At 33.2% G+C, this 17,746-nt stretch carries 26 protein-coding genes and 1 pseudogene; 20 read left to right on the forward strand and 7 right to left on the reverse strand.

Annotation, left to right across the window (positions count from 1 at the left end):
* Positions 1 to 268: 268 nt before the first annotated feature.
* On the reverse strand, positions 269 to 583 hold the full coding sequence (locus FWJ34_RS05100) for a transcriptional regulator (RefSeq protein ID WP_308254244.1): 315 nt from the start codon (positions 581 to 583) through the stop codon (positions 269 to 271).
* A gap of 175 nt (positions 584 to 758) precedes the next feature.
* Between FWJ34_RS05100 and FWJ34_RS05105 the strand changes: the two genes are divergently transcribed.
* The 9 genes from FWJ34_RS05105 (at position 759) to FWJ34_RS05150 (ending at position 5,328) form a co-directional block, all read left to right on the forward strand.
* Positions 759 to 926: a hypothetical protein gene (locus FWJ34_RS05105; RefSeq protein WP_308254245.1), complete on the forward strand. Its 168-nt coding sequence runs from the start codon at positions 759 to 761 to the stop codon at positions 924 to 926.
* Positions 923 to 1,264: a toxin-antitoxin system HicB family antitoxin gene (locus FWJ34_RS05110; RefSeq protein ID WP_308254246.1), complete on the forward strand. Its 342-nt coding sequence runs from the start codon at positions 923 to 925 to the stop codon at positions 1,262 to 1,264. Before FWJ34_RS05105 ends, FWJ34_RS05110 begins: the two co-directional genes overlap by 4 nt.
* Positions 1,265 to 1,317: 53 nt before the next feature.
* Positions 1,318 to 1,506 carry a hypothetical protein gene (locus FWJ34_RS05115; RefSeq protein WP_308254247.1) on the forward strand — a complete coding sequence of 63 codons (189 nt, stop codon included), beginning with the start codon at positions 1,318 to 1,320 and terminating at the stop codon, positions 1,504 to 1,506.
* A gap of 39 nt (positions 1,507 to 1,545) precedes the next feature.
* Complete coding sequence (locus FWJ34_RS05120; RefSeq protein WP_308254248.1) at positions 1,546 to 1,806, forward strand: hypothetical protein; 261 nt, start codon at positions 1,546 to 1,548, stop codon at positions 1,804 to 1,806.
* 2 nt (positions 1,807 to 1,808) lie between these two features.
* The gene (locus tag FWJ34_RS05125) at positions 1,809 to 2,237 is read left to right on the forward strand and encodes a PIN domain-containing protein (RefSeq protein ID WP_308254249.1); all 429 of its coding nucleotides are present in this window, start codon (positions 1,809 to 1,811) and stop codon (positions 2,235 to 2,237) included.
* A 68-nt stretch (positions 2,238 to 2,305) separates the two neighbouring features.
* On the forward strand, positions 2,306 to 2,458 hold the full coding sequence (locus FWJ34_RS05130; protein ID WP_308254250.1) for a hypothetical protein: 153 nt from the start codon (positions 2,306 to 2,308) through the stop codon (positions 2,456 to 2,458).
* A 349-nt stretch (positions 2,459 to 2,807) separates the two neighbouring features.
* Complete coding sequence (locus FWJ34_RS05140) at positions 2,808 to 3,071, forward strand: Txe/YoeB family addiction module toxin (RefSeq protein ID WP_396231686.1); 264 nt, start codon at positions 2,808 to 2,810, stop codon at positions 3,069 to 3,071.
* A 165-nt stretch (positions 3,072 to 3,236) separates the two neighbouring features.
* Positions 3,237 to 4,976 (forward strand): phospholipase D-like domain-containing protein, encoded by a 1,740-nt coding sequence (locus FWJ34_RS05145; protein ID WP_308254252.1) that lies wholly within the window; start codon positions 3,237 to 3,239, stop codon positions 4,974 to 4,976.
* A gap of 61 nt (positions 4,977 to 5,037) precedes the next feature.
* A complete protein-coding gene (locus FWJ34_RS05150; RefSeq protein ID WP_308254253.1) occupies positions 5,038 to 5,328 on the forward strand; it encodes a hypothetical protein in 291 nt (96 codons plus the stop codon).
* 65 nt (positions 5,329 to 5,393) lie between these two features.
* On the opposite strand, the gene FWJ34_RS05155 is transcribed toward FWJ34_RS05150, so the two are convergent.
* The gene (locus FWJ34_RS05155) at positions 5,394 to 5,735 is read right to left on the reverse strand and encodes a hypothetical protein (RefSeq protein WP_308254254.1); all 342 of its coding nucleotides are present in this window, start codon (positions 5,733 to 5,735) and stop codon (positions 5,394 to 5,396) included.
* A 412-nt stretch (positions 5,736 to 6,147) separates the two neighbouring features.
* Here FWJ34_RS05155 and FWJ34_RS05160 point away from each other — a divergent pair, with 412 nt between their 5' ends.
* Positions 6,148 to 6,360 (forward strand): hypothetical protein, encoded by a 213-nt coding sequence (locus FWJ34_RS05160; protein ID WP_308254255.1) that lies wholly within the window; start codon positions 6,148 to 6,150, stop codon positions 6,358 to 6,360.
* A complete protein-coding gene (locus FWJ34_RS05165; RefSeq protein WP_308254256.1) occupies positions 6,361 to 6,696 on the forward strand; it encodes a type II toxin-antitoxin system PemK/MazF family toxin in 336 nt (111 codons plus the stop codon).
* 32 nt (positions 6,697 to 6,728) lie between these two features.
* On the opposite strand, the gene FWJ34_RS05170 is transcribed toward FWJ34_RS05165, so the two are convergent.
* Positions 6,729 to 6,932, reverse strand: a complete 204-nt coding sequence (locus FWJ34_RS05170) for a hypothetical protein (RefSeq protein WP_308254257.1) — start codon at positions 6,930 to 6,932, stop codon at positions 6,729 to 6,731.
* Positions 6,929 to 7,264: a BrnT family toxin gene (locus FWJ34_RS05175; protein ID WP_308254293.1), complete on the reverse strand. Its 336-nt coding sequence runs from the start codon at positions 7,262 to 7,264 to the stop codon at positions 6,929 to 6,931. The genes FWJ34_RS05170 and FWJ34_RS05175 overlap by 4 nt, the downstream gene beginning before the upstream one ends.
* Here FWJ34_RS05175 and FWJ34_RS05180 point away from each other — a divergent pair.
* On the forward strand, positions 7,199 to 7,420 hold the full coding sequence (locus tag FWJ34_RS05180; RefSeq protein ID WP_308254258.1) for a type II toxin-antitoxin system HicB family antitoxin: 222 nt from the start codon (positions 7,199 to 7,201) through the stop codon (positions 7,418 to 7,420). The two genes, FWJ34_RS05175 and FWJ34_RS05180, sit on opposite strands and share 66 nt — an antisense overlap.
* Positions 7,421 to 7,574: 154 nt before the next feature.
* Here the strand turns inward: FWJ34_RS05180 and FWJ34_RS05185 are convergent, their stop codons facing one another.
* Entirely contained in the window at positions 7,575 to 8,888 is a 1,314-nt protein-coding gene (locus FWJ34_RS05185) for a hypothetical protein (RefSeq protein ID WP_308254259.1), read from the reverse strand.
* 162 nt (positions 8,889 to 9,050) lie between these two features.
* Between FWJ34_RS05185 and metH the strand changes: the two genes are divergently transcribed.
* Positions 9,051 to 12,602 carry a methionine synthase gene (metH, locus tag FWJ34_RS05190; protein WP_308254260.1) on the forward strand — a complete coding sequence of 1,184 codons (3,552 nt, stop codon included), beginning with the start codon at positions 9,051 to 9,053 and terminating at the stop codon, positions 12,600 to 12,602.
* A 35-nt stretch (positions 12,603 to 12,637) separates the two neighbouring features.
* Here metH and FWJ34_RS05195 read toward each other — a convergent pair whose 3' ends face one another.
* Entirely contained in the window at positions 12,638 to 13,477 is an 840-nt protein-coding gene (locus tag FWJ34_RS05195; protein ID WP_308254261.1) for a hypothetical protein, read from the reverse strand.
* Positions 13,478 to 13,652: 175 nt separating this feature from the next.
* Between FWJ34_RS05195 and FWJ34_RS05200 the strand changes: the two genes are divergently transcribed.
* The 5 genes from FWJ34_RS05200 to FWJ34_RS05220 all read left to right on the forward strand — a co-directional run bounded on the left by FWJ34_RS05200 (position 13,653) and on the right by FWJ34_RS05220 (position 16,674).
* Entirely contained in the window at positions 13,653 to 14,906 is a 1,254-nt protein-coding gene (locus FWJ34_RS05200; protein WP_308254262.1) for a DNA sulfur modification protein DndB, read from the forward strand.
* A gap of 66 nt (positions 14,907 to 14,972) precedes the next feature.
* Entirely contained in the window at positions 14,973 to 15,836 is an 864-nt protein-coding gene (gene yhdJ / locus FWJ34_RS05205) for an adenine-specific DNA-methyltransferase (protein ID WP_308254294.1), read from the forward strand.
* Between the two features lie 137 nt (positions 15,837 to 15,973).
* Positions 15,974 to 16,180, forward strand: coding sequence for a type II toxin-antitoxin system HicA family toxin (locus FWJ34_RS05210; RefSeq protein ID WP_308254263.1), 207 nt, complete (start codon positions 15,974 to 15,976; stop codon positions 16,178 to 16,180).
* Positions 16,177 to 16,404, forward strand: coding sequence for a type II toxin-antitoxin system HicB family antitoxin (locus tag FWJ34_RS05215; RefSeq protein ID WP_308254264.1), 228 nt, complete (start codon positions 16,177 to 16,179; stop codon positions 16,402 to 16,404). Before FWJ34_RS05210 ends, FWJ34_RS05215 begins: the two co-directional genes overlap by 4 nt.
* 129 nt (positions 16,405 to 16,533) lie before the next feature.
* A complete protein-coding gene (locus tag FWJ34_RS05220; RefSeq protein WP_308254265.1) occupies positions 16,534 to 16,674 on the forward strand; it encodes a hypothetical protein in 141 nt (46 codons plus the stop codon).
* On the opposite strand, the pseudogene FWJ34_RS05225 reads toward FWJ34_RS05220, so the two are convergent.
* Positions 16,623 to 17,153 (reverse strand): annotated as a pseudogene (locus FWJ34_RS05225) (IS701 family transposase); the annotation flags it as partial. The gene FWJ34_RS05220 and the pseudogene FWJ34_RS05225 sit on opposite strands and share 52 nt — an antisense overlap.
* A 2-nt stretch (positions 17,154 to 17,155) precedes the next feature.
* Between FWJ34_RS05225 and FWJ34_RS05230 the strand changes: the two are divergent.
* Together FWJ34_RS05230 and FWJ34_RS05235 are read left to right on the forward strand one after the other, a co-directional pair.
* Positions 17,156 to 17,419, forward strand: coding sequence for a hypothetical protein (locus FWJ34_RS05230; RefSeq protein ID WP_308254266.1), 264 nt, complete (start codon positions 17,156 to 17,158; stop codon positions 17,417 to 17,419).
* Entirely contained in the window at positions 17,416 to 17,607 is a 192-nt protein-coding gene (locus FWJ34_RS05235; protein WP_308254267.1) for a hypothetical protein, read from the forward strand. Before FWJ34_RS05230 ends, FWJ34_RS05235 begins: the two co-directional genes overlap by 4 nt.
* Positions 17,608 to 17,746: the final 139 nt, after the last annotated feature.

Here is a 17,746-nt window from a genome sequence, read left to right on the forward strand (position 1 = left end):
ACCAGAAAAATAACATAACATCAAAAAAGAAAATAATTAGAAAAAACAGAAAAATAGCACGACATATATTAAAAAATTGAAAAAATAAAAACAAAAACAATTCAGATCAATAAATATTAAAAACAAACAATAACAGAGAATTTAAAATAACAACAGAATAGAATAGAAAAAATAATAAAAAACAGAGAAAAAAAATTAGATATATTAATTAATAAAATTTCTAAAAGTGAATATTCTGAAATACGCCATATAGCATCGTGGTTAAAATTTATAATTTAGAAACCTTTAACTTTAAACCCTCTTTGAGTTGAAGATAGTAAATAATTTCAAATAAATTATTAGCATAAGGATTACCGTTACTGCTTAACATCCTCATTAAACTTTTTGAAGATTTTTGAGTTAAATGGGCTAATTCTTCAAATCCGATCGTCGCATTAATATAATCTCGTAAAATAGTTTTACCCGTTTCCGTATCCCCTTGTAAAAAACAATCAATCGCCTCAGTTAATAAACAAACCCGAAACTCTGAATCTTCTTGTACTCTTTTCTGTATAGTATCCTTAAAACTTTTAGTTAAAGCCATATCTAATTATCTCCTTTTACTTTTTTTCATCTCAGTTATAGAATAAAGTAACAATTACGTTACTATTATAAAATGAACTCCCATTGATAACCGCTAATTTATAATTTACTCTATGAATATCCAAAAATCAGTATTAGAAAACTTTTAAGATTTGATTATCATTAACCAAAAAGCAGTGCTAGAATTTGTTAAATTCCTGAGATTCCAAGAAGAAAATCAAACTACTTCTAATTTCACATTCAAAGGATTATGGAGTAATCTCAATTTTTCTATCACTGAAGATGACATTGCTACTGCCAGACAAGAAATGTGGGGTAATTTCGCTGAGGAAGTAGAGTTATGAATTTAGAATTAATTAGAAAAATTATGAGTCGTTTAACTTTAAGATTACCAGAAACATTACATCATAAATTAGCAAATCTAGCCAAAAGTGAAGGGGTATCATTAAATCAATATATTGTTTATGCTTTAAGCTGTCAAATCCATAATAGTTATACTGTTAATTCTTTCTCAGAAAAAGAAATAGAACAACAAAAAACTGCTTTTAATGACTTGATTAAAGATCTAGGAACTTTTGAAGATGAAGAAATTAGAGCTATTTTAAGTCAAAGACAAAAAGTAGATACCGATGAAGAATTACCCTTAGAAATTAAAAATAAATTAATCTCAAAACTAAATTAATTATCGGATTATTAATAAGAAAAAAAATCAAATATGGCTAATTTATAAATAATATGAATAATAAACCAGAAAAAAAATTATCTGAAATAATTAATGAAGGTGTACAAAAAGCTGTAATTAAAGCAGTAGATAGACACTGTAAACTAGGGGAGTCTATCGCTATTTGGCAAGATGGTAAAACGGTCATTTTATCTCCTCAAGAAATAGAAAAAAATATCAAAATCTCTTATCTAACTAATTGATAATTTATAATAAATTATAACTTTAAAAGAGGATTAATCATGTTAACAGTTAATCTAGATCATGAATCAGAAAAATATTTAATTGAAATTTTGTCAGAAGAAAAAATAACTAGCCAAGAATTAGTAAAAAAACTCTTGCGTAACCATTGGATTAGTTTAAAAAAACCGCCAACAGTTTTAGAAAAAATGGGGGGTTATCCTGAGCATTTATTAAACGGAAAAGAAGACTTATCTGACAGGGATATTCGTAAGCAAAAAATTGCTAAATATTTGCACCAAAAATACGAACAACATGAATGATTATGACTGAATATTATCCTTTTATTCTCATTGACACAGGAATTATAGTCGCATTTTATAATAAGGGCGATCGTTATCATCAACAAGTTGTTAATTTTTTTGCTAGTTGTAGCAGTCAATTAATTACTACTGTTGGCTGTATAACTGAAGCTATGTGGTTACTTGCTCCAGATGTAAAAGTTCAAACAGAGTTTTTATCTGCCTTAGAAAAAGGAGTATTTATTGCTGAACATTTATTATCAGAAGATTATCAAAAAATCAAACAATTAAATCAGATTTACCAAGACTTACCTGCTGATTTTACTGATTTATCGTTAATAGCGATTTCTGAAAGATTAAATATACTTGCTATTGCTACTTTAGATAAAGATTTTGATATTTATCGCCGTTATCGTAATCAATTTTTTATCAGAGTTTTTTATCCTCAGTAGTCATATTTTATGAAAAAGAATTGACTTTTTTAAAATTAAATTAAATTATCGTTTAGAGGAAACTAAAAATGAAAGCAACTAAAGTTAAAGGTATTGTAAATGAAAAAGGACAATTAATAATAGAAGAAAATATTAATCTTAGTGCAGGTGAGGTTAAAATTGTTATCTTAAAAACTGATAATTTAATTATTAAAGATGATCGAGCTAAAATCATTATATAGTGACTTTAACTTCTTTTGAGACACTTTGCTAATCTAAAAGTATTATCTTGTTAATACTATTAATTTTAAAAGTAATTCATAATTCATAACTCATAATTTATAATTCTTATCATGACTATTAAAACAGTAAAACAAGCCGAAAATAATTTTAATGAATTGATTGAAGAAGTAGCAATTTCTCACCAACCAATCACTATTACTGGAGAAAAATATAATGCCATTTAATTTCTCAAGAAGATTGGAGTGCTATTCAAGAAACTCTGTATTTATCTTCAATATCAGGTATGAAAGAATCAATACAAGAAGGATTGGCTACCCCCATTGAAGAATGTGATGAGGAATTAGATTGGTGAAATATAAAATCGTTTATACAAAACAAGCTAAAAAAGATGCAAAGAAACTTGCTAATAAAGGGCTTAAAAATAAAACACAAAATTTACTCAATTTAATAGCTGAAAATCCCTATCAAAATCCTCCCCCTTATGAAAAATTAGTCGGTGATTTAAACGGTGCTTATTCTCGTAGAATTAACATACAACATCGATTGGTTTATCAAATAATTGAATCAGAAAAAACCATTAAAATAATTAGAATGTACTCTCATTATGAATAAACTTATACTCAGAACTTGCACAAGGGCTTGAAAACCCCGATTTTTAAGCAAAAAGTAACTAGTTTAATAGGGTTTCAGCTTTCAAAAATCGAGGTTTTGCGGTTTTTTAATATGTTAGGTGATTTCAACGTAAATAATACATAATTCATAACTCATAATTCAAAAATGAATCGTTTTTCTTCCCGTCAAACTCCCCTAGATGAATCCTTTTTAAATCAAAGACTAAAAGGAGCAATTAAGTACGATCGTATCGCCGGTTATTTTAGTTCATCTATGTTAGAAGTAGCAGGGGAAGCGATCGAATCCATGACAGGAAAAGTAAGAATTATCTGTAACTCCGATTTAGAAATCAAAGACGTAGAAACCGCTAGGGCGGCTAATTATGCCCTCAGACGAGAATGGTGTAGTTTTGAACCAGAAAAGTTAGATTCTCGCAGTAAGCCCAGACTAACTAGACTATACCAGTTTTTGAATACAGGAAAAATGGAAGTAAAAGTATTACCCAGTGATAAATTTGGTTTAGTACATGGCAAAGCTGGGGTTATTACTTTAGCAGATGAAAAACAAACCAGCTTTTTAGGTAGCATCAACGAGACTTATTCTGCATGGAAACTCAATTATGAACTACTGTGGGAAGATGATTCAGCCGAAGCCATTGCATGGGTGCAAACGGAATTTGATAGTCTTTGGCAAAATCCTTTAGCGGTAAACCTTGCGGATTTTATCATTAAAGATATAGGGCGAATAATTGATCGTCAAGTCATCCCTAGTGTGCAACAATGGCCAGAAGAAGCCAATCCAGCTTCCGCCGTGATAGAAACCCCCGTTTATCGCCAAGAATACGGATTGTGGGAACATCAAAAATACTTTGTCAAATTAGCATTTGAAGCCCATCAAAAACCATCGGGGGCGAGGTATTTATTAGCAGATCAGGTAGGATTAGGGAAAACCATGCAATTGGCTATGTCGGCAATGTTAATGGCATTATGGGGCGATCGCCCTATTCTGATTCTTGTACCGAAACCCCTGTTATGGCAATGGCAGGAAGAAATGAAAAACTTACTGGATATGCCCTCGGCGGTATGGGATGGTAAACGCTGGATTGATGAAAATGCCATTGAATATCCTGCTATGGGCGCTGTGGGTATCAAAAAATGTCCCCGTCAAATTGGCATTGTTTCTCAAGGATTAGTTACCAGTGGTTCGGAAGCCTCTGAGCATCTCTTAAAATTATCCTATGAATGTGTGATTGTGGATGAATCTCACCGTGCCAGACGCAAAAATATTAAGCTAGATCAACCCCAAGATACTCCAGAACCTAATAATTTACTAGCTTTTCTGGAAAAAATATCTCACAATACCCATAGTTTATTACTCGCTACTGCTACTCCCGTACAAATTCACCCCATCGAAGCATGGGATTTATTAAGGGTGTTGGATGGAGAGCGAGAATTTATCTTTGGTAAGCCGTGGAGTTCGTGGCGTTTCCCTGAAAGAAGTTTACCCGTAGTAATGGGACAAGAAGAATTACCCGATGATGATTTAGAGCGATGGAATTGGATACGCAATCCTTTACCCCCTTCCGATTCAGAGCGAACCTTTCAAATGCTTCGCCGTAGCTTAAAATTAGACGAAAATACTTATATTCCACAGCCAGAAACATGGCAACAATTACGCCTCTCGGATAAAAGACGGGTGAAAGACTTAGCCAAAACCTTTGGTACTCATCATAACCCCTATATTCGTCATATTGTTCACCGTACGAGGGAATTTTTAGAAAATACCATCAATCCTGAAACCAAAGTCCAGTTATTTACAACCTGTCAAAGTACAGCTATTAGGGGAAAAACTAGAGGAAGCCATCCGTTTACCTCCTTATCTTCAAGATGCCTATGGCATTGCTGAGGAATTTTGTCAGTTAATTAATTCTCGTTTAAAAACAGGAGGATTTTTTAAAACATTTTTATTGAGAAGGGTAGGGAGTACCATTTATGCTGGTAGAATTTCTGCTAAAAAAATGCTAGAAGGCTATGAAGATAATCAAGAAAAAACCGATGAAAACTATGATTTTACTACTTCACAAGAATATGGGGAGAGTGTAGAAAAATCAGGAGAAGGTTATGATTTTACTTCTCAGAGGAAATATTCTCAAAGTTCGCCCAAGTCTGAAGAAAGTCATACTTTGCTTTTTGATAAATTACAAGAGAAAAAAATAGAAACATCTGGAAACAAATATACTTTCAGTAGATCGAAATAAAAATTTTAGTGATTTTAGATTTCATTGTGTCTTATCTGCTTGGATAATATTTACTTATGTTATTTTTAGCTTGATATTTTTGGAATATAAATATTAGTTTCTACCTGAAAAATTCTTTCTATTGAATGGTTGAGAAAAGATAGCATTTGTTTTAAAGAAAATATTTTATTATAGACTAATCTTCCTCCTTTTCTTGGCTTACTTACTTTTTTCCATAATATTTTTACCCATATATTAACTAATAAAAATGATATTCCTACAAATAATAGTCTCCAAACTGGTTTTTTTGTTGTCGTTCTAATTCTACAAATATTTTTCATTCTATAACTACTTTCAATACCAAATCTTTTTCGGTAACAAGAATGAATTTGCTCTATATTTATCTTAATCTTATTTGTTTTCTTCATTATCCTCTAAAATAGAGTCCTTTACTTAGTGCTTATATACCAATAATCTCTTTATTTTTTTTCTTTTCGATCTACTGAGTTTGTCAAATTTTAGCAACCTATGGATTCAAGTAAATACTACAAAAAGGTAGTCATTATGGATTATTCTTTTCAATTTTATTGACGGTATATCCAGTTTCTCTAAAAAATTTCTTTAGTGCTTGTTCCATATCATTATTTTGAATTGAATCTCGAATATCAAATACTAAAAATAAGCGATCATTTGTTAATTAACATAACTTTATAGAACTTCTCATAATCTTAATTATCTATGAAAAGCCGATTTTTAGACAGACTCCACAGATCCCCCTTCATCGCTTATGATTTATTAGTTAGTGTAAATTACAAGAATTAATTATGGGCATCGAGGATTATGACTAAAACAGTTCAAGAAATTTATAGCGAAGTTGTCGAGATATTACCCTTAGATGAAAGATTGCGACTAGCAACGATGATATTAAACGACTTAACAAATAAAAACATTAGCCTTGTGAATTATAGTGATACTTGGACAGAAGAAGATCAAATAGATATTGTTAACTATTCTTTACAAAATATTGATGATCAAGGTGAGGAAATTTACTAAATGGAATTTAAAAGTGGAGATGTTATCACCGTTGATTTTTCCGGAGTAAAAGGAATTAAACGTCGCCCTGCGGTAATCGTTTCTTCATCGGTTTATCATAAAAATCGTCCAGATGTTATCATTGGATTAATCACCAGTCAGACAAAAAATTTAGGAGTCACTGATTACATTTTACAAGATTGGTCATCGGCAGGTTTGAAGGTGAGATCGATATTTAGGAGTTTTTTAGTCACAATACCATCATCAAATAATTTAATCTATATTGGTCATTTGTCAGAACGGGATTGGCAAGGTATTTGTGATTGTTTAAAAATTGCATTAATAGAAATCAAATAATCTAATCATAGCTCTTAAATAAGCTAAAGTAGTTAAATATCAATAGTTTTGACGAAATTAATATTATTTCTTAACCATTCATTGACTAACACTGAAATATCTACATTCTTTTTATCAGCTAAATTAGTGATAAATTCTTCCACATCAGAATCTAAATAAATAGGCAAATTAAACTTACTATTAAGGTGATAAAATTTACCTTGTTCTGCATTAGAAAAATCATATTCTTGTTTCATAAAATTCTTGTTTGATATTGTTCTTTTTTCTGATTTGTTGCTTTTCGAGCTGAAATAATCCGAATATTACAGTTGAACTTGTCCACTTGTTCAAAAGTATGAATTACAACTCGTAAAACACCACCATCATCTAATCCTATAGTAACCGATCGATCTTCATCATAAATTGATAATTGGCAAGAATCTCGAAAAATACTGGAGACTTTACGAAAATTCATACCGTGTTTCCGTATATTTTGTTTTTCTTTATCAGAGGAAATATAACTATGAGTACTAATAACTATGATTTTGATGGATTCACCATTAATCTTTATGTCGATGAAAATGGCGATTGGTTATGTCATTTTGTGGAAATGCCTAATATATCAGCTTTTGGAGATACTCCAGAGGAAACATTAACGGAATTACAAACAGCTTGGGAAATGGTAAAAGAAGATTTCATCGCTAAAGGTTTAGAAATTCTGATCGCACCTCGTAAATTGGCTTAGAGTTAGGTTATGATAACTTTCTTTCTTGTGCTTTGTGCTTTCTTGTAGTTGATTTAGCAGTGAATAATAGTTAGTCTATTAAGTAATTGCGTGAAGGGAGCTCTTCCCCCATGCAACAATAAAAAATCTGAGTAATAATCATGCATTGAGATTGTTAGCTGAGACACTTTTCAACAATTGAAAGGAATTTATCAGTGAACTCACTTTCCATTTGTGTTTCTGGATTTAGCAATTTACAAACCTTGTCAGTCAGCTCAACTTTCGTGTAAGTAATACCGTTTCTCATGACACGATCCTCATCAATCTCAATTGTTCCACTTTCTCCATAAATCTTTTCTAAAACTGATTCAGGATACAAGTATTCAATTCCATTCCTTGACCAAATAACAATATTTTCTGGTAATAGTCCCATGCTAATGAGGCTATCTGGAATTCCTCGGCCATGTACTGAATCCAAAACAGCAATAATTCTATCTCTATAGGGGCTCTTTTGAATATCGGTTAAAAGATTTTTTGCTGTACTAAGAACTTCTTTGATACGACTATCAGAGTTTGCATTGATTATGCTGAACTGAGTAGTGGGATATTTCTTGGCAAGAACTTCACTAATGAATAAGTAATCACACTTCCCCTCAACCAGAACTATTAAAGAGGGAAGATAAAGCGTTTCAAATCGATTCCCAAGCAGAAAAAAATGAATTCTATTGAAGTCCACCTGATTTTGAATCTGGTCAATTTCAATAATGTCTCCAGTTTTTGTAACAGTATAGTTATTAGTTATTCGATTACGATCAAGGAATATTGTTGAATGTGTGGCAAAAACAAGTGTTTTAATGTGTGAAAAATATTTGCTTCTGTAATCCTTGTCAAAGAGGAAATCAGCTAGCACCCCTTGTGCTTCTGGGCTAATCCCTAGTTCTGGTTCATCTATCAAGAATGTATCATAATCTTCGTCTAGTAAACTTGTAACTAATGTTGTAATTAACCGGAATCCCGAGCTTGTGAAAGATAAATTATGACCATCGCAAGAGATGAATTTCTGCGACATACTATTATTGTGGACAGTGTGCTTGATTTCTAACTTAGTCCCAAGAAGAACCTCAACAATTTCTGAAAGAGTATTTCGTTTTTCATCAGATAACTCGGCAATCGCCAGTTGTAAATTCATGGGCGAATTATCAATATTCTGTTGTTGTTGCTTCCATTGTTCTATGAACTGTCTATACTTATCATTCTTCTTATTGCGATTTGGTGTGTAATAGCCAAGCATATGAAAGTTTTGGTACCTTGCAGGACCAAGGTAGGAAACACTTATTCCCCATCTTTCAGTCAAGGTCTTAAGTAAGAAAGACTTTCCACAGTTGTTTCGACCAACTAATACTGCATAGTCTGAGTTGCGTATTTCCTTTAGAAATGGCTCAGATGAATCACTGATACGTGTACCAGGTCTTTGGTCGTACTCATACATATAACTTTGTAGCCACTCAACAAGTTAGTTTGTTCACTAAAATATTATAACAATACTTTCTAAAATTTTATGCAAAGATAGTAGTTATTTAATCATAAACAGAATAAGCTAAAGTAGTTAATTAACATAACTTTATAGAACTTCTCATAATCTCAATCATCTATGAAAAGCCGATTTTTAGACAGACTACACAGGGAAGATCGACCCGTGCTAGTATTTGATGGTGCGATGGGTACGAATCTACAAGTGCAAAACCTTACAGCCGAAGACTTTGGCGGTGCAGAATACGAAGGATGTAACGAGTATTTAGTTCATACTAAACCATCCGCAGTGGAAACCGTGCATCGAGGATTTTTGGAAGCGGGGGCAGATGTCATCGAAACCGATACCTTTGGGGGTACTCCCTTAGTTTTAGCAGAATATGCACTAGCCGATCGCTCCTATTATCTCAACAAAACCGCCGCCCAACTTGCTAAAAGATTAGCGGAGGAATATTCTACCCCAGAAAAACCCCGTTTCGTGGCTGGAAGTATGGGACCCGGTACAAAGTTACCAACATTAGGACATATCGACTACAACACCCTTAAAAATGCCTATGTAACCCAAGTGCAAGGGTTATACGATGGTGGAGTTGACTTATTATTAGTGGAAACCTGTCAGGATGTCTTACAAATCAAAGCCGCCCTTAATGCTATAGAAGAAGTATTTGCAGAGAAAGGCGATCGCCTCCCTCTCATGGTATCCGTGACAATGGAAACAATGGGTACAATGTTAGTGGGTACAGAAATTAACGCCGCCCTCGCCATTTTAGGGCGCTACCCTATCGATATTAAGGGGCTAAATTGCGCCACTGGACCAGATTTGATGAAACCCCACATCAAATATCTAAGCGAAAACTCTCCCTTTGTTGTCTCCTGTATTCCCAACGCAGGATTACCTGAAAACCTGGGCGGACAAGCTCATTACCGTTTAACACCCATGGAGCTACGCATGGCATTAATGCACTTCATCGAAGACTTAGGGGTTCAAATTATCGGCGGGTGTTGTGGAACCCGTTACGAGCATATTAGAGCCTTAGCAGACATCGCTAGTACATTAAAACCTAAACAAAGACAATATCATTATGAGCCTTCGGCGGCATCCATTTACACCACCCAACCCTATCAACAGGATAACTCTTTCCTGATTGTGGGAGAAAGACTCAACGCCAGTGGCTCGAAAAAATGCCGTGATTTACTCAACGCCGAAGATTGGGATGGTTTAATCTCCCTCGCCAAAGCCCAAGTGAAAGAAGGGGCGCACATCCTCGATGTTAACGTGGATTATGTGGGGCGCGACGGGGTGAAAGATATGCACGAATTGGCTTCCCGTCTGGTGAATAACGTTACCCTCCCCTTGATGTTAGACTCCACCGAGTGGCAAAAAATGGAGGCAGGTTTGAAAGTGGCAGGGGGTAAATGTATCCTCAACTCTACCAACTATGAAGATGGGGAAGAACGATTTTTCAAAGTGTTGGAATTAGCCAAAGAATACGGTGCAGGGGTGGTGATTGGTACTATCGATGAAGATGGTATGGCGCGCACTGCGGATAAAAAGGTGGAAATTGCCCAACGTGCCTATAATGATGCTCTGAAATTCGGTATTCCAGCCCACGAAATCTTTTTTGATACCCTTGCTTTGCCCATTTCCACAGGGATTGAGGAAGACAGAGAAAACGGAAAAGCGACGATCGAATCTATCCAACGCATCCATGCAATGTTCCCCGAATGTCATTTTATGTTAGGGGTGTCGAATATTTCCTTTGGCTTGAATCCTGCGGCGAGACAGGTGTTAAACTCCGTATTTCTCCATGAAGCCATGCAAGTAGGAATGGACGGTGCGATCGTATCTGCGAGTAAAATATTACCATTGGCAAAAATTGACGAAGAAGCCCTTAAAATTTGTACTGATTTAATCTATGATAAAAGAGAATTTGACGGTGATATTTGCACTTATGATCCCTTAGGAAAATTAACTACATTATTTGAAGGTAAAACTACTAAAAGTATTAAGCAAAATGTAGCGGATTTACCCATGGAAGAAAGGTTAAAACAACATATCATTGATGGTGAAAGAATGGGGTTAGAAGATGCTTTAAAATTAGCATTAGAAAAGTATCCTCCCTTAGATATTATTAACGTCTTTTTATTAGATGGAATGAAAGTTGTGGGGGAATTATTTGGTAGTGGAAAAATGCAATTACCCTTCGTTTTACAATCTGCCCAAACCATGAAAGCTGCCGTTGCTTTTCTTGAACCATTTATGGATAAAGCGGATACTAATGGCAGTGGAAAAGGCACATTTTTAATCGCTACAGTGAAGGGAGATGTTCACGATATTGGCAAAAATTTAGTCGATATTATTCTTTCTAATAATGGCTATAAAGTGATTAATTTAGGGATTAAACAACCCGTAGAAAACATCATTCAAGCCTACCGTGAATCAAATGCAGATTGTATCGCCATGAGTGGTTTATTAGTAAAATCTACCGCTTTTATGAAAGACAATTTAGAGACATTTAATCAAGAGGGAATTACTGTGCCTGTTATCTTAGGGGGGGCCGCATTAACTCCGAAATTTGTCTATGAAGATTGTCAAAATACTTATCAAGGTAAAGTAGTTTATGGTAAAGATGCCTTTGCTGATTTGCATTTTATGGATAAATTAATACCTTCTAAAAAGAGTAATCAATGGGATAACTTAGAAGGATTTTTAGGAGATTTTACGTCAGAAAATAGCATCTTTAAAGGGCGTAATTTTGACAAATCAGGAGAAGACGTAAAACAGGCTTCTAGCCTGTCCAAAAATCAAGAAATTAAAGAAATTGATACTCGGAGAAGTGAAGCAGTGGATGCGAATATCGATCGCCCAATTCCTCCTTTTTGGGGGACAAAAATTATGTATCCAGATGATCTTAATTTAGACGAAATTCTCTGGTATTTAGACTTACAAGCACTCTTTGCAGGGCAATGGCAATTTCGTAAACCTCAAGGGCAACCAAGAGAGGAATATGATCAGTTTTTGCAAGAAAAAGTCTATCCTATTTTAGAGGAATGGAAAGCGAAAATTAAAGCAGAAAATTTATTACATCCTACTTTAATTTATGGTTATTTTCCTTGTCAATCCGAGGGGAATACTTTATATATTTATAACCCAGAAAATCCCGAAGCGAAGGAAGAAATTGCTAAGTTTGAATTTCCCCGTCAAAAGTCTGGTAAAAGGTTATGTATTGCGGACTTTTTCGCCTCGAAAGATTCTGGGATAATCGATGTTTTCCCCCTCCAAGCGGTGACAGTGGGAGAAATTGCCACAGAATACGCCCAAAAACTGTTTGCCAATGATGAATATACTAACTACCTTTATTATCATGGTATGGCGGTGCAAACGGCGGAGGCGATGGCGGAATGGTGTCATGCAAGGATTCGCCGTGAGTTGGGTTTTGGACATTTAGAGCCAGACAATATCAAAGAAATCTTTAAGCAACACTATCAAGGTTCACGGTATAGTTTTGGTTATCCAGCCTGTCCGAATATGCAAGATCAGTATGTACAATTAGATTTACTAGACGCTAAACGGATTGGTATGTATATGGATGAGTCTGAACAAATATACCCCGAACAGTCCACAAGTGCGATCGTCTGTTATCATCCTGTAGCTAAATACTTCAGTGCATAAGTTCGTGGGGTGGGCAATGCCCACCAAATTCTAAACTAAACTATAGCAGAACGAACTTTTTTTGCTTTGTCTTTACAAATAGAGTAAGTTTGGCTGTTCCCTTGAGCATTAATTTGTTCTATTTCCCGAACACTAGCCAATTGGGCTAAGTTTACTGCTGCTAGTTCAAGTTTTGACAGACCATCTTTAGCAATATCAACAAAATGTATTTTTTTCAGTTCAGATGCTTTATGATCAGTTATTCCTTGATATATTGCATTAGTATTTTTGGCTATACCAAAATTATTAACTTGACGAGCTAATAATTCTTTTTTAAAAGCACTTTGACATTCTTCTGTACCCCATAAACGAGTTTCTATCCAATCAGCAGTTTTTCCCTGATGATGATATTCTTCGATTTGACGATGACGTTTGGGAAATTGGCTTTTCAATTGCTCAATTCTTCTTCTTTCAAATAATTGATTTCGTTCCTCCTCCGTTTTTATTTCTCCATAAGCTAAATCTGCAGCACGCTCCAATTTTTCAGATAAAGCGGCATCATAAATAGCTTGGGCTTCAGGCTTTCCTTGTTTAGCTGCATATCTAAATATAGCAACCGCATTTTGCAGTGAAATACTGATGCAATTATAACTTCTAGTATTTGATTCGACTTGAAGTGCTTCTTTCAGATTTTTTGGTGATAATCCATTATCGATTAATTCTTGATAAGTTAATCCCTGTCTTCTCAAAACGTTACTTAACCAATCATCATTATAACCGGCGTATTGTGATATTTGTTTTAAATCAAATCTATACTCGCCATTCGGTTTCCTATAACAGTTTAACTTTTGATTACCAAATGAAATTTTCCTTAGTTCGGATCTATTAATATTCATAATCATGTTGCTAGATTTTTTGCCTACCTATAACCATAGCAGATCATTTTAAGAAGTGGCAACTCTTTTTTAATTTTATTTTTAATTTTATTTGTTATCACATTCAATTTTAGATGTGATAATATGTTAAAATAGAAAAAATTATACCAACAGTTAATTATTAAAACTTAAGATTATGTCAGAACTCAATTATCAAGACTATCAAACCGACAAAAAGAACAATTTAGAGATGGATCTAATAGAAAAGGATCATAGCCCTGTAATCAAAAAAGAGTCTAAGTTAGTCAACCAAGACTTAATTGATTATATTAAGTTAGCTATTCAACCGATCATGGTTGATAAATACCGAACAGGACAAGTTTTTTTGGCGATAGGATCTAAACATGGTCAACGACAGATTTTAACTATTAATGCTTTTGGTCGAGAATTATCCCAATTATTGAGAGGACGCAATACTCCTAGTGATAGTAACAATCCTATTGCGTACAAAAATCGACCCATTAATCAAAATCACGTGGAAAAAATTAAAGAATATGTCAGAAATCGCTCAAAGGCTAATCGCAAATGGATCTTAGGTGCTATTACTGCCAACATAGATCCTAACAAAATTGAATATCAAGAACTTTGGCGAGATCTATATATATTAGTAATTCCAAATGATATTTCTCTTGACATAACAGATGGTCAACATCGAAGAAAAGCTATTTTAGAAATGATAGATGCAGATAACTCTGATCGAGATATAGTAGCAGATCAAACTTTTCCTATTAATCTTGTTTTAGAGGAAGATTTTGAGCAGTGTCAAATTGACTTTCATGATATGGCACAAACTTTACAAATATCACAAACTCTTTTAGTTGCCTATTCAGGAAAAGGACGTGATTTGATTGGTAAAAGATTGATCGAAAAAGTGGATATGTTTCGTAATAAGACAAATCTTGTCCAAAAAACTCCGGGTTCAAAATCAAAATATGTTTATGCCGCTAATTATATTTCTAAATTAACCAGTTGTGCTTTTAAAGGTAATTCCAACGATCAACTTCAAGAATATACCGATGAAGAAAAAATCAATAATGCGGCGGATAATTTAGCAAATTGTTTAAATCACTTTTTCTCCGTTAATCATTACACCGCAAAATTTGCCAGTAAAGAAGAATTAGATACTCAAGAAGCATCTAAATTTAGAGATAATTATTTATTGGGAGTTAGTGTTGGTTTGGAAATTTTGGGAAAATTACTTAATAAAACTCTCATAGAAAATGATTCTTTTGACTTGGAAAAAGTCAGCCATATTGCGATTAATCTCGATTGGTTAAGAAAAGCAGAAATTTGGTCTAATAGTGTAGTCAGAGAAGATAAAATTAACACTGGACAAGCTCATGTAAGAGATGCAGTAAATCATGCACTTAGTAAATTAGGTTGGTTATAAATAACAATAAGGTGGGTATTAAAATTATTACCCCCTTCAACATTAAAAATTAATAAAAAATTAATGATGAATTTAATATCCACATTTCAAAATGAAAAAACAAAGATTATTTTAGGAGAAGCCCTCAAAGTATTAAATGAATATATTGAAGATGAATCGATCGATCTCATATTTGTAGATCCTCCTTATAATATTGGCAAAAAATTCGCTAACTTTCAAGATAAATGGGAAAATGAAGAAAACTATATATTATGGTGTTATCAATGGCTTGATTTATGTGTTAATAAACTAAAAAAAAATGGCTCAATTTATGTGATGTCAAGTACCCAAACAATGCCATATATAGATTTATATTTGCGTAAAAAGCTGACTATTTTATCAAGAATTGTATGGTATTATGACAGTTCAGGAGTTCAGGCAAAAAAATATTATGGTGCTTTATATGAGCCTATTTTATTTTGCGTAAAAGATAAAAATAATTATACATTTAATAGTGATGATATTCTGGTAGAAGCAAAAACAGGATCGCAAAGAAAATTAATAGATTATCGGGGAGATAAACCAAAACCCTACAATAGCCAAAAAGTACCGGGTAATGTGTGGCAATTTCCTAGAGTTAGATATAGAATGCCAGAATATGAAGAACATCCCTCTCAAAAACCAGAAATTTTACTAGAAAGAATCATTAAAGCTAGTTCTAATCCTGATGATTTAATTCTTGATCCTTTTGCGGGTACTTTTACGACTTGTGCCGTAGCACAAAAATTAAATAGAAGATCAATTGGCATAGAAATGCAGGAAGAATATATCAAAATAGGTTTAAGAAGACTAGGAATTGCAGAAGAATATAAAGGAGAAAAATTAACCCCATTAAATAAAGTATTTATGAGGGAAAATACTTGTGAATATAATCAGTTGAGAATTTTCTAATGTTAGAACATGAATTTACATTAATCGATCGTTATAATCTACAGCAAAGTATTTTACTGGATAGGCTTTTGTCGTGTTATTAATTTCTTTACAAATGATATTAATATTAAATCAAAAAAGATAATCATGTATTAAAAATGCCGAAAAAAGTTAGAGAATTGAAAAAAATGTTATTAAAAGCTGGGTTTACTTATCGTCAGGGAAAAGGAAGTCACACATTTTGGACTCATCCTCTCATACTTGATGAACCAATTACAATATCAGGTAAAGATAGTGATGATGCTAGATTATATTTAGAGAAAGCAGTAGAAAAAAGATTGAAAAAATTGGAGGAATTGAAATGAATAATCATTACAGTATGGTGATTCAATGGAGTGAAGAAGATAACTCTTATTTAGTGCATTTACCTGATTTTCCTTTTCAAGAATTTCATACTCATGGCGAGACTTATGAGGAGGCAGCAAAACATGGGCAAGAAGTTATTGAAAGTTTAATTGAGTGGTATCTTGAAGTTGGCAAAACTCTCCCACAGCCTCGAAATTTAACTGATGAGTTACAAGTTGCTTAATTAAAGTGTTATGGCGAGGGCATCGGCGAATCTGTACGTCTGTTATCTATATACCATGTTAAAAACTTTTGTCTGTTGACTGATAGTCACAATTAGGGTATCTTAAAAGCAAATAATCTATTTATTTTTATGGTCAAGGTAGAAAAACGCAAAAAATTAACTAACTCTCCTTTTCGCTATCCGGGTGGAAAATTTTACGCTCGAAAATTAATTTTGACTTACGCAAAAGACATAATAATAGAAGGAGATTTTAACTCTTTTCTTAGGTAATTATTCAGCTAAAGAATGTTTAATGTGATAAATACTTTCACCTGTAGCGTAAGCAACCTGCTTTAATGAAAGTCCATACACAAATTGCACAATTAATGTGATTTCTTTGGATTCTTGCTTTTTTTTCGATATTGACAACATTCTATAGCCGTTAATTGTTTTTCTTCCCGATGAAACTCCTCAATTTTCCATCTGATGCTGCACTCATTTCTGACCGCATTAGTAGATTTTTGAGTTTGGTCATTTGTAATCACAAAATCCGTCCTATTTGTAGAAACAGGCACTCGGAAAAGTTTCACTTTATGGTGTTTAGGAAATTTATTTATTTTGATGATTTTTCCTTCTTTTAATTCTAGGTTGTTCCAATTCAAATTTTCTCTATTTTCATATCTTCTTTTTCCATTACTGTCATCTACTAATCTATTCTTTTTTAACGGGCAATAATATATTTTTTTTAGATTTTCTATTAATAGATGAAGCGATGGCAGTAGAATTTATATTATTTGAAATAAGAGGAGAAACCGATGAGACAATTTCTTTTTTAGATGAAATGAAAAATGTCTCTATTCAAGCAGAAGAGCGATATTTTCAACTTTCAAAATTAGAAGTTTCGATCGCCCAAGCCCAACCCACAGCAAGTAATGCTATGATTAACTTATTAACACAGGCTATTGAACAAAATCAAATGCGTATCCCCGCTTGGCAACGCAGTATTCAAGAAGTAAAATTAGAATGGCAATTATGATGAATAACTTATCTCCTATTCCTAATCAAGAAACTAGAAATCGTTTACTAAATAATTTACGTCGAACTAATTTAGAGTTAGAAAAATTTGGATTAGAATTAGATAAAATTATGATGATATTGGAACAGGAAAAACAACAAAATAAATTAAATAGAGTTAAACAAAAATTAAATCTTTTAAGTGAATAAATTAAATTGAATTATGGAGATGAAAAAATAAATAACTGCGTAAGGTTTTGGTGGGCATTGCCCATCCTACTAGATAGCATAATACAAAAAAATAAATAGACTTTGATCACAGAAATTTATTGACAATTCAATATTCCCA

Origin of the sequence: Geminocystis sp. GBBB08, from assembly GCF_016743215.1 — a bacterium.
Lineage (GTDB): Bacteria > Cyanobacteriota > Cyanobacteriia > Cyanobacteriales > Cyanobacteriaceae > Geminocystis.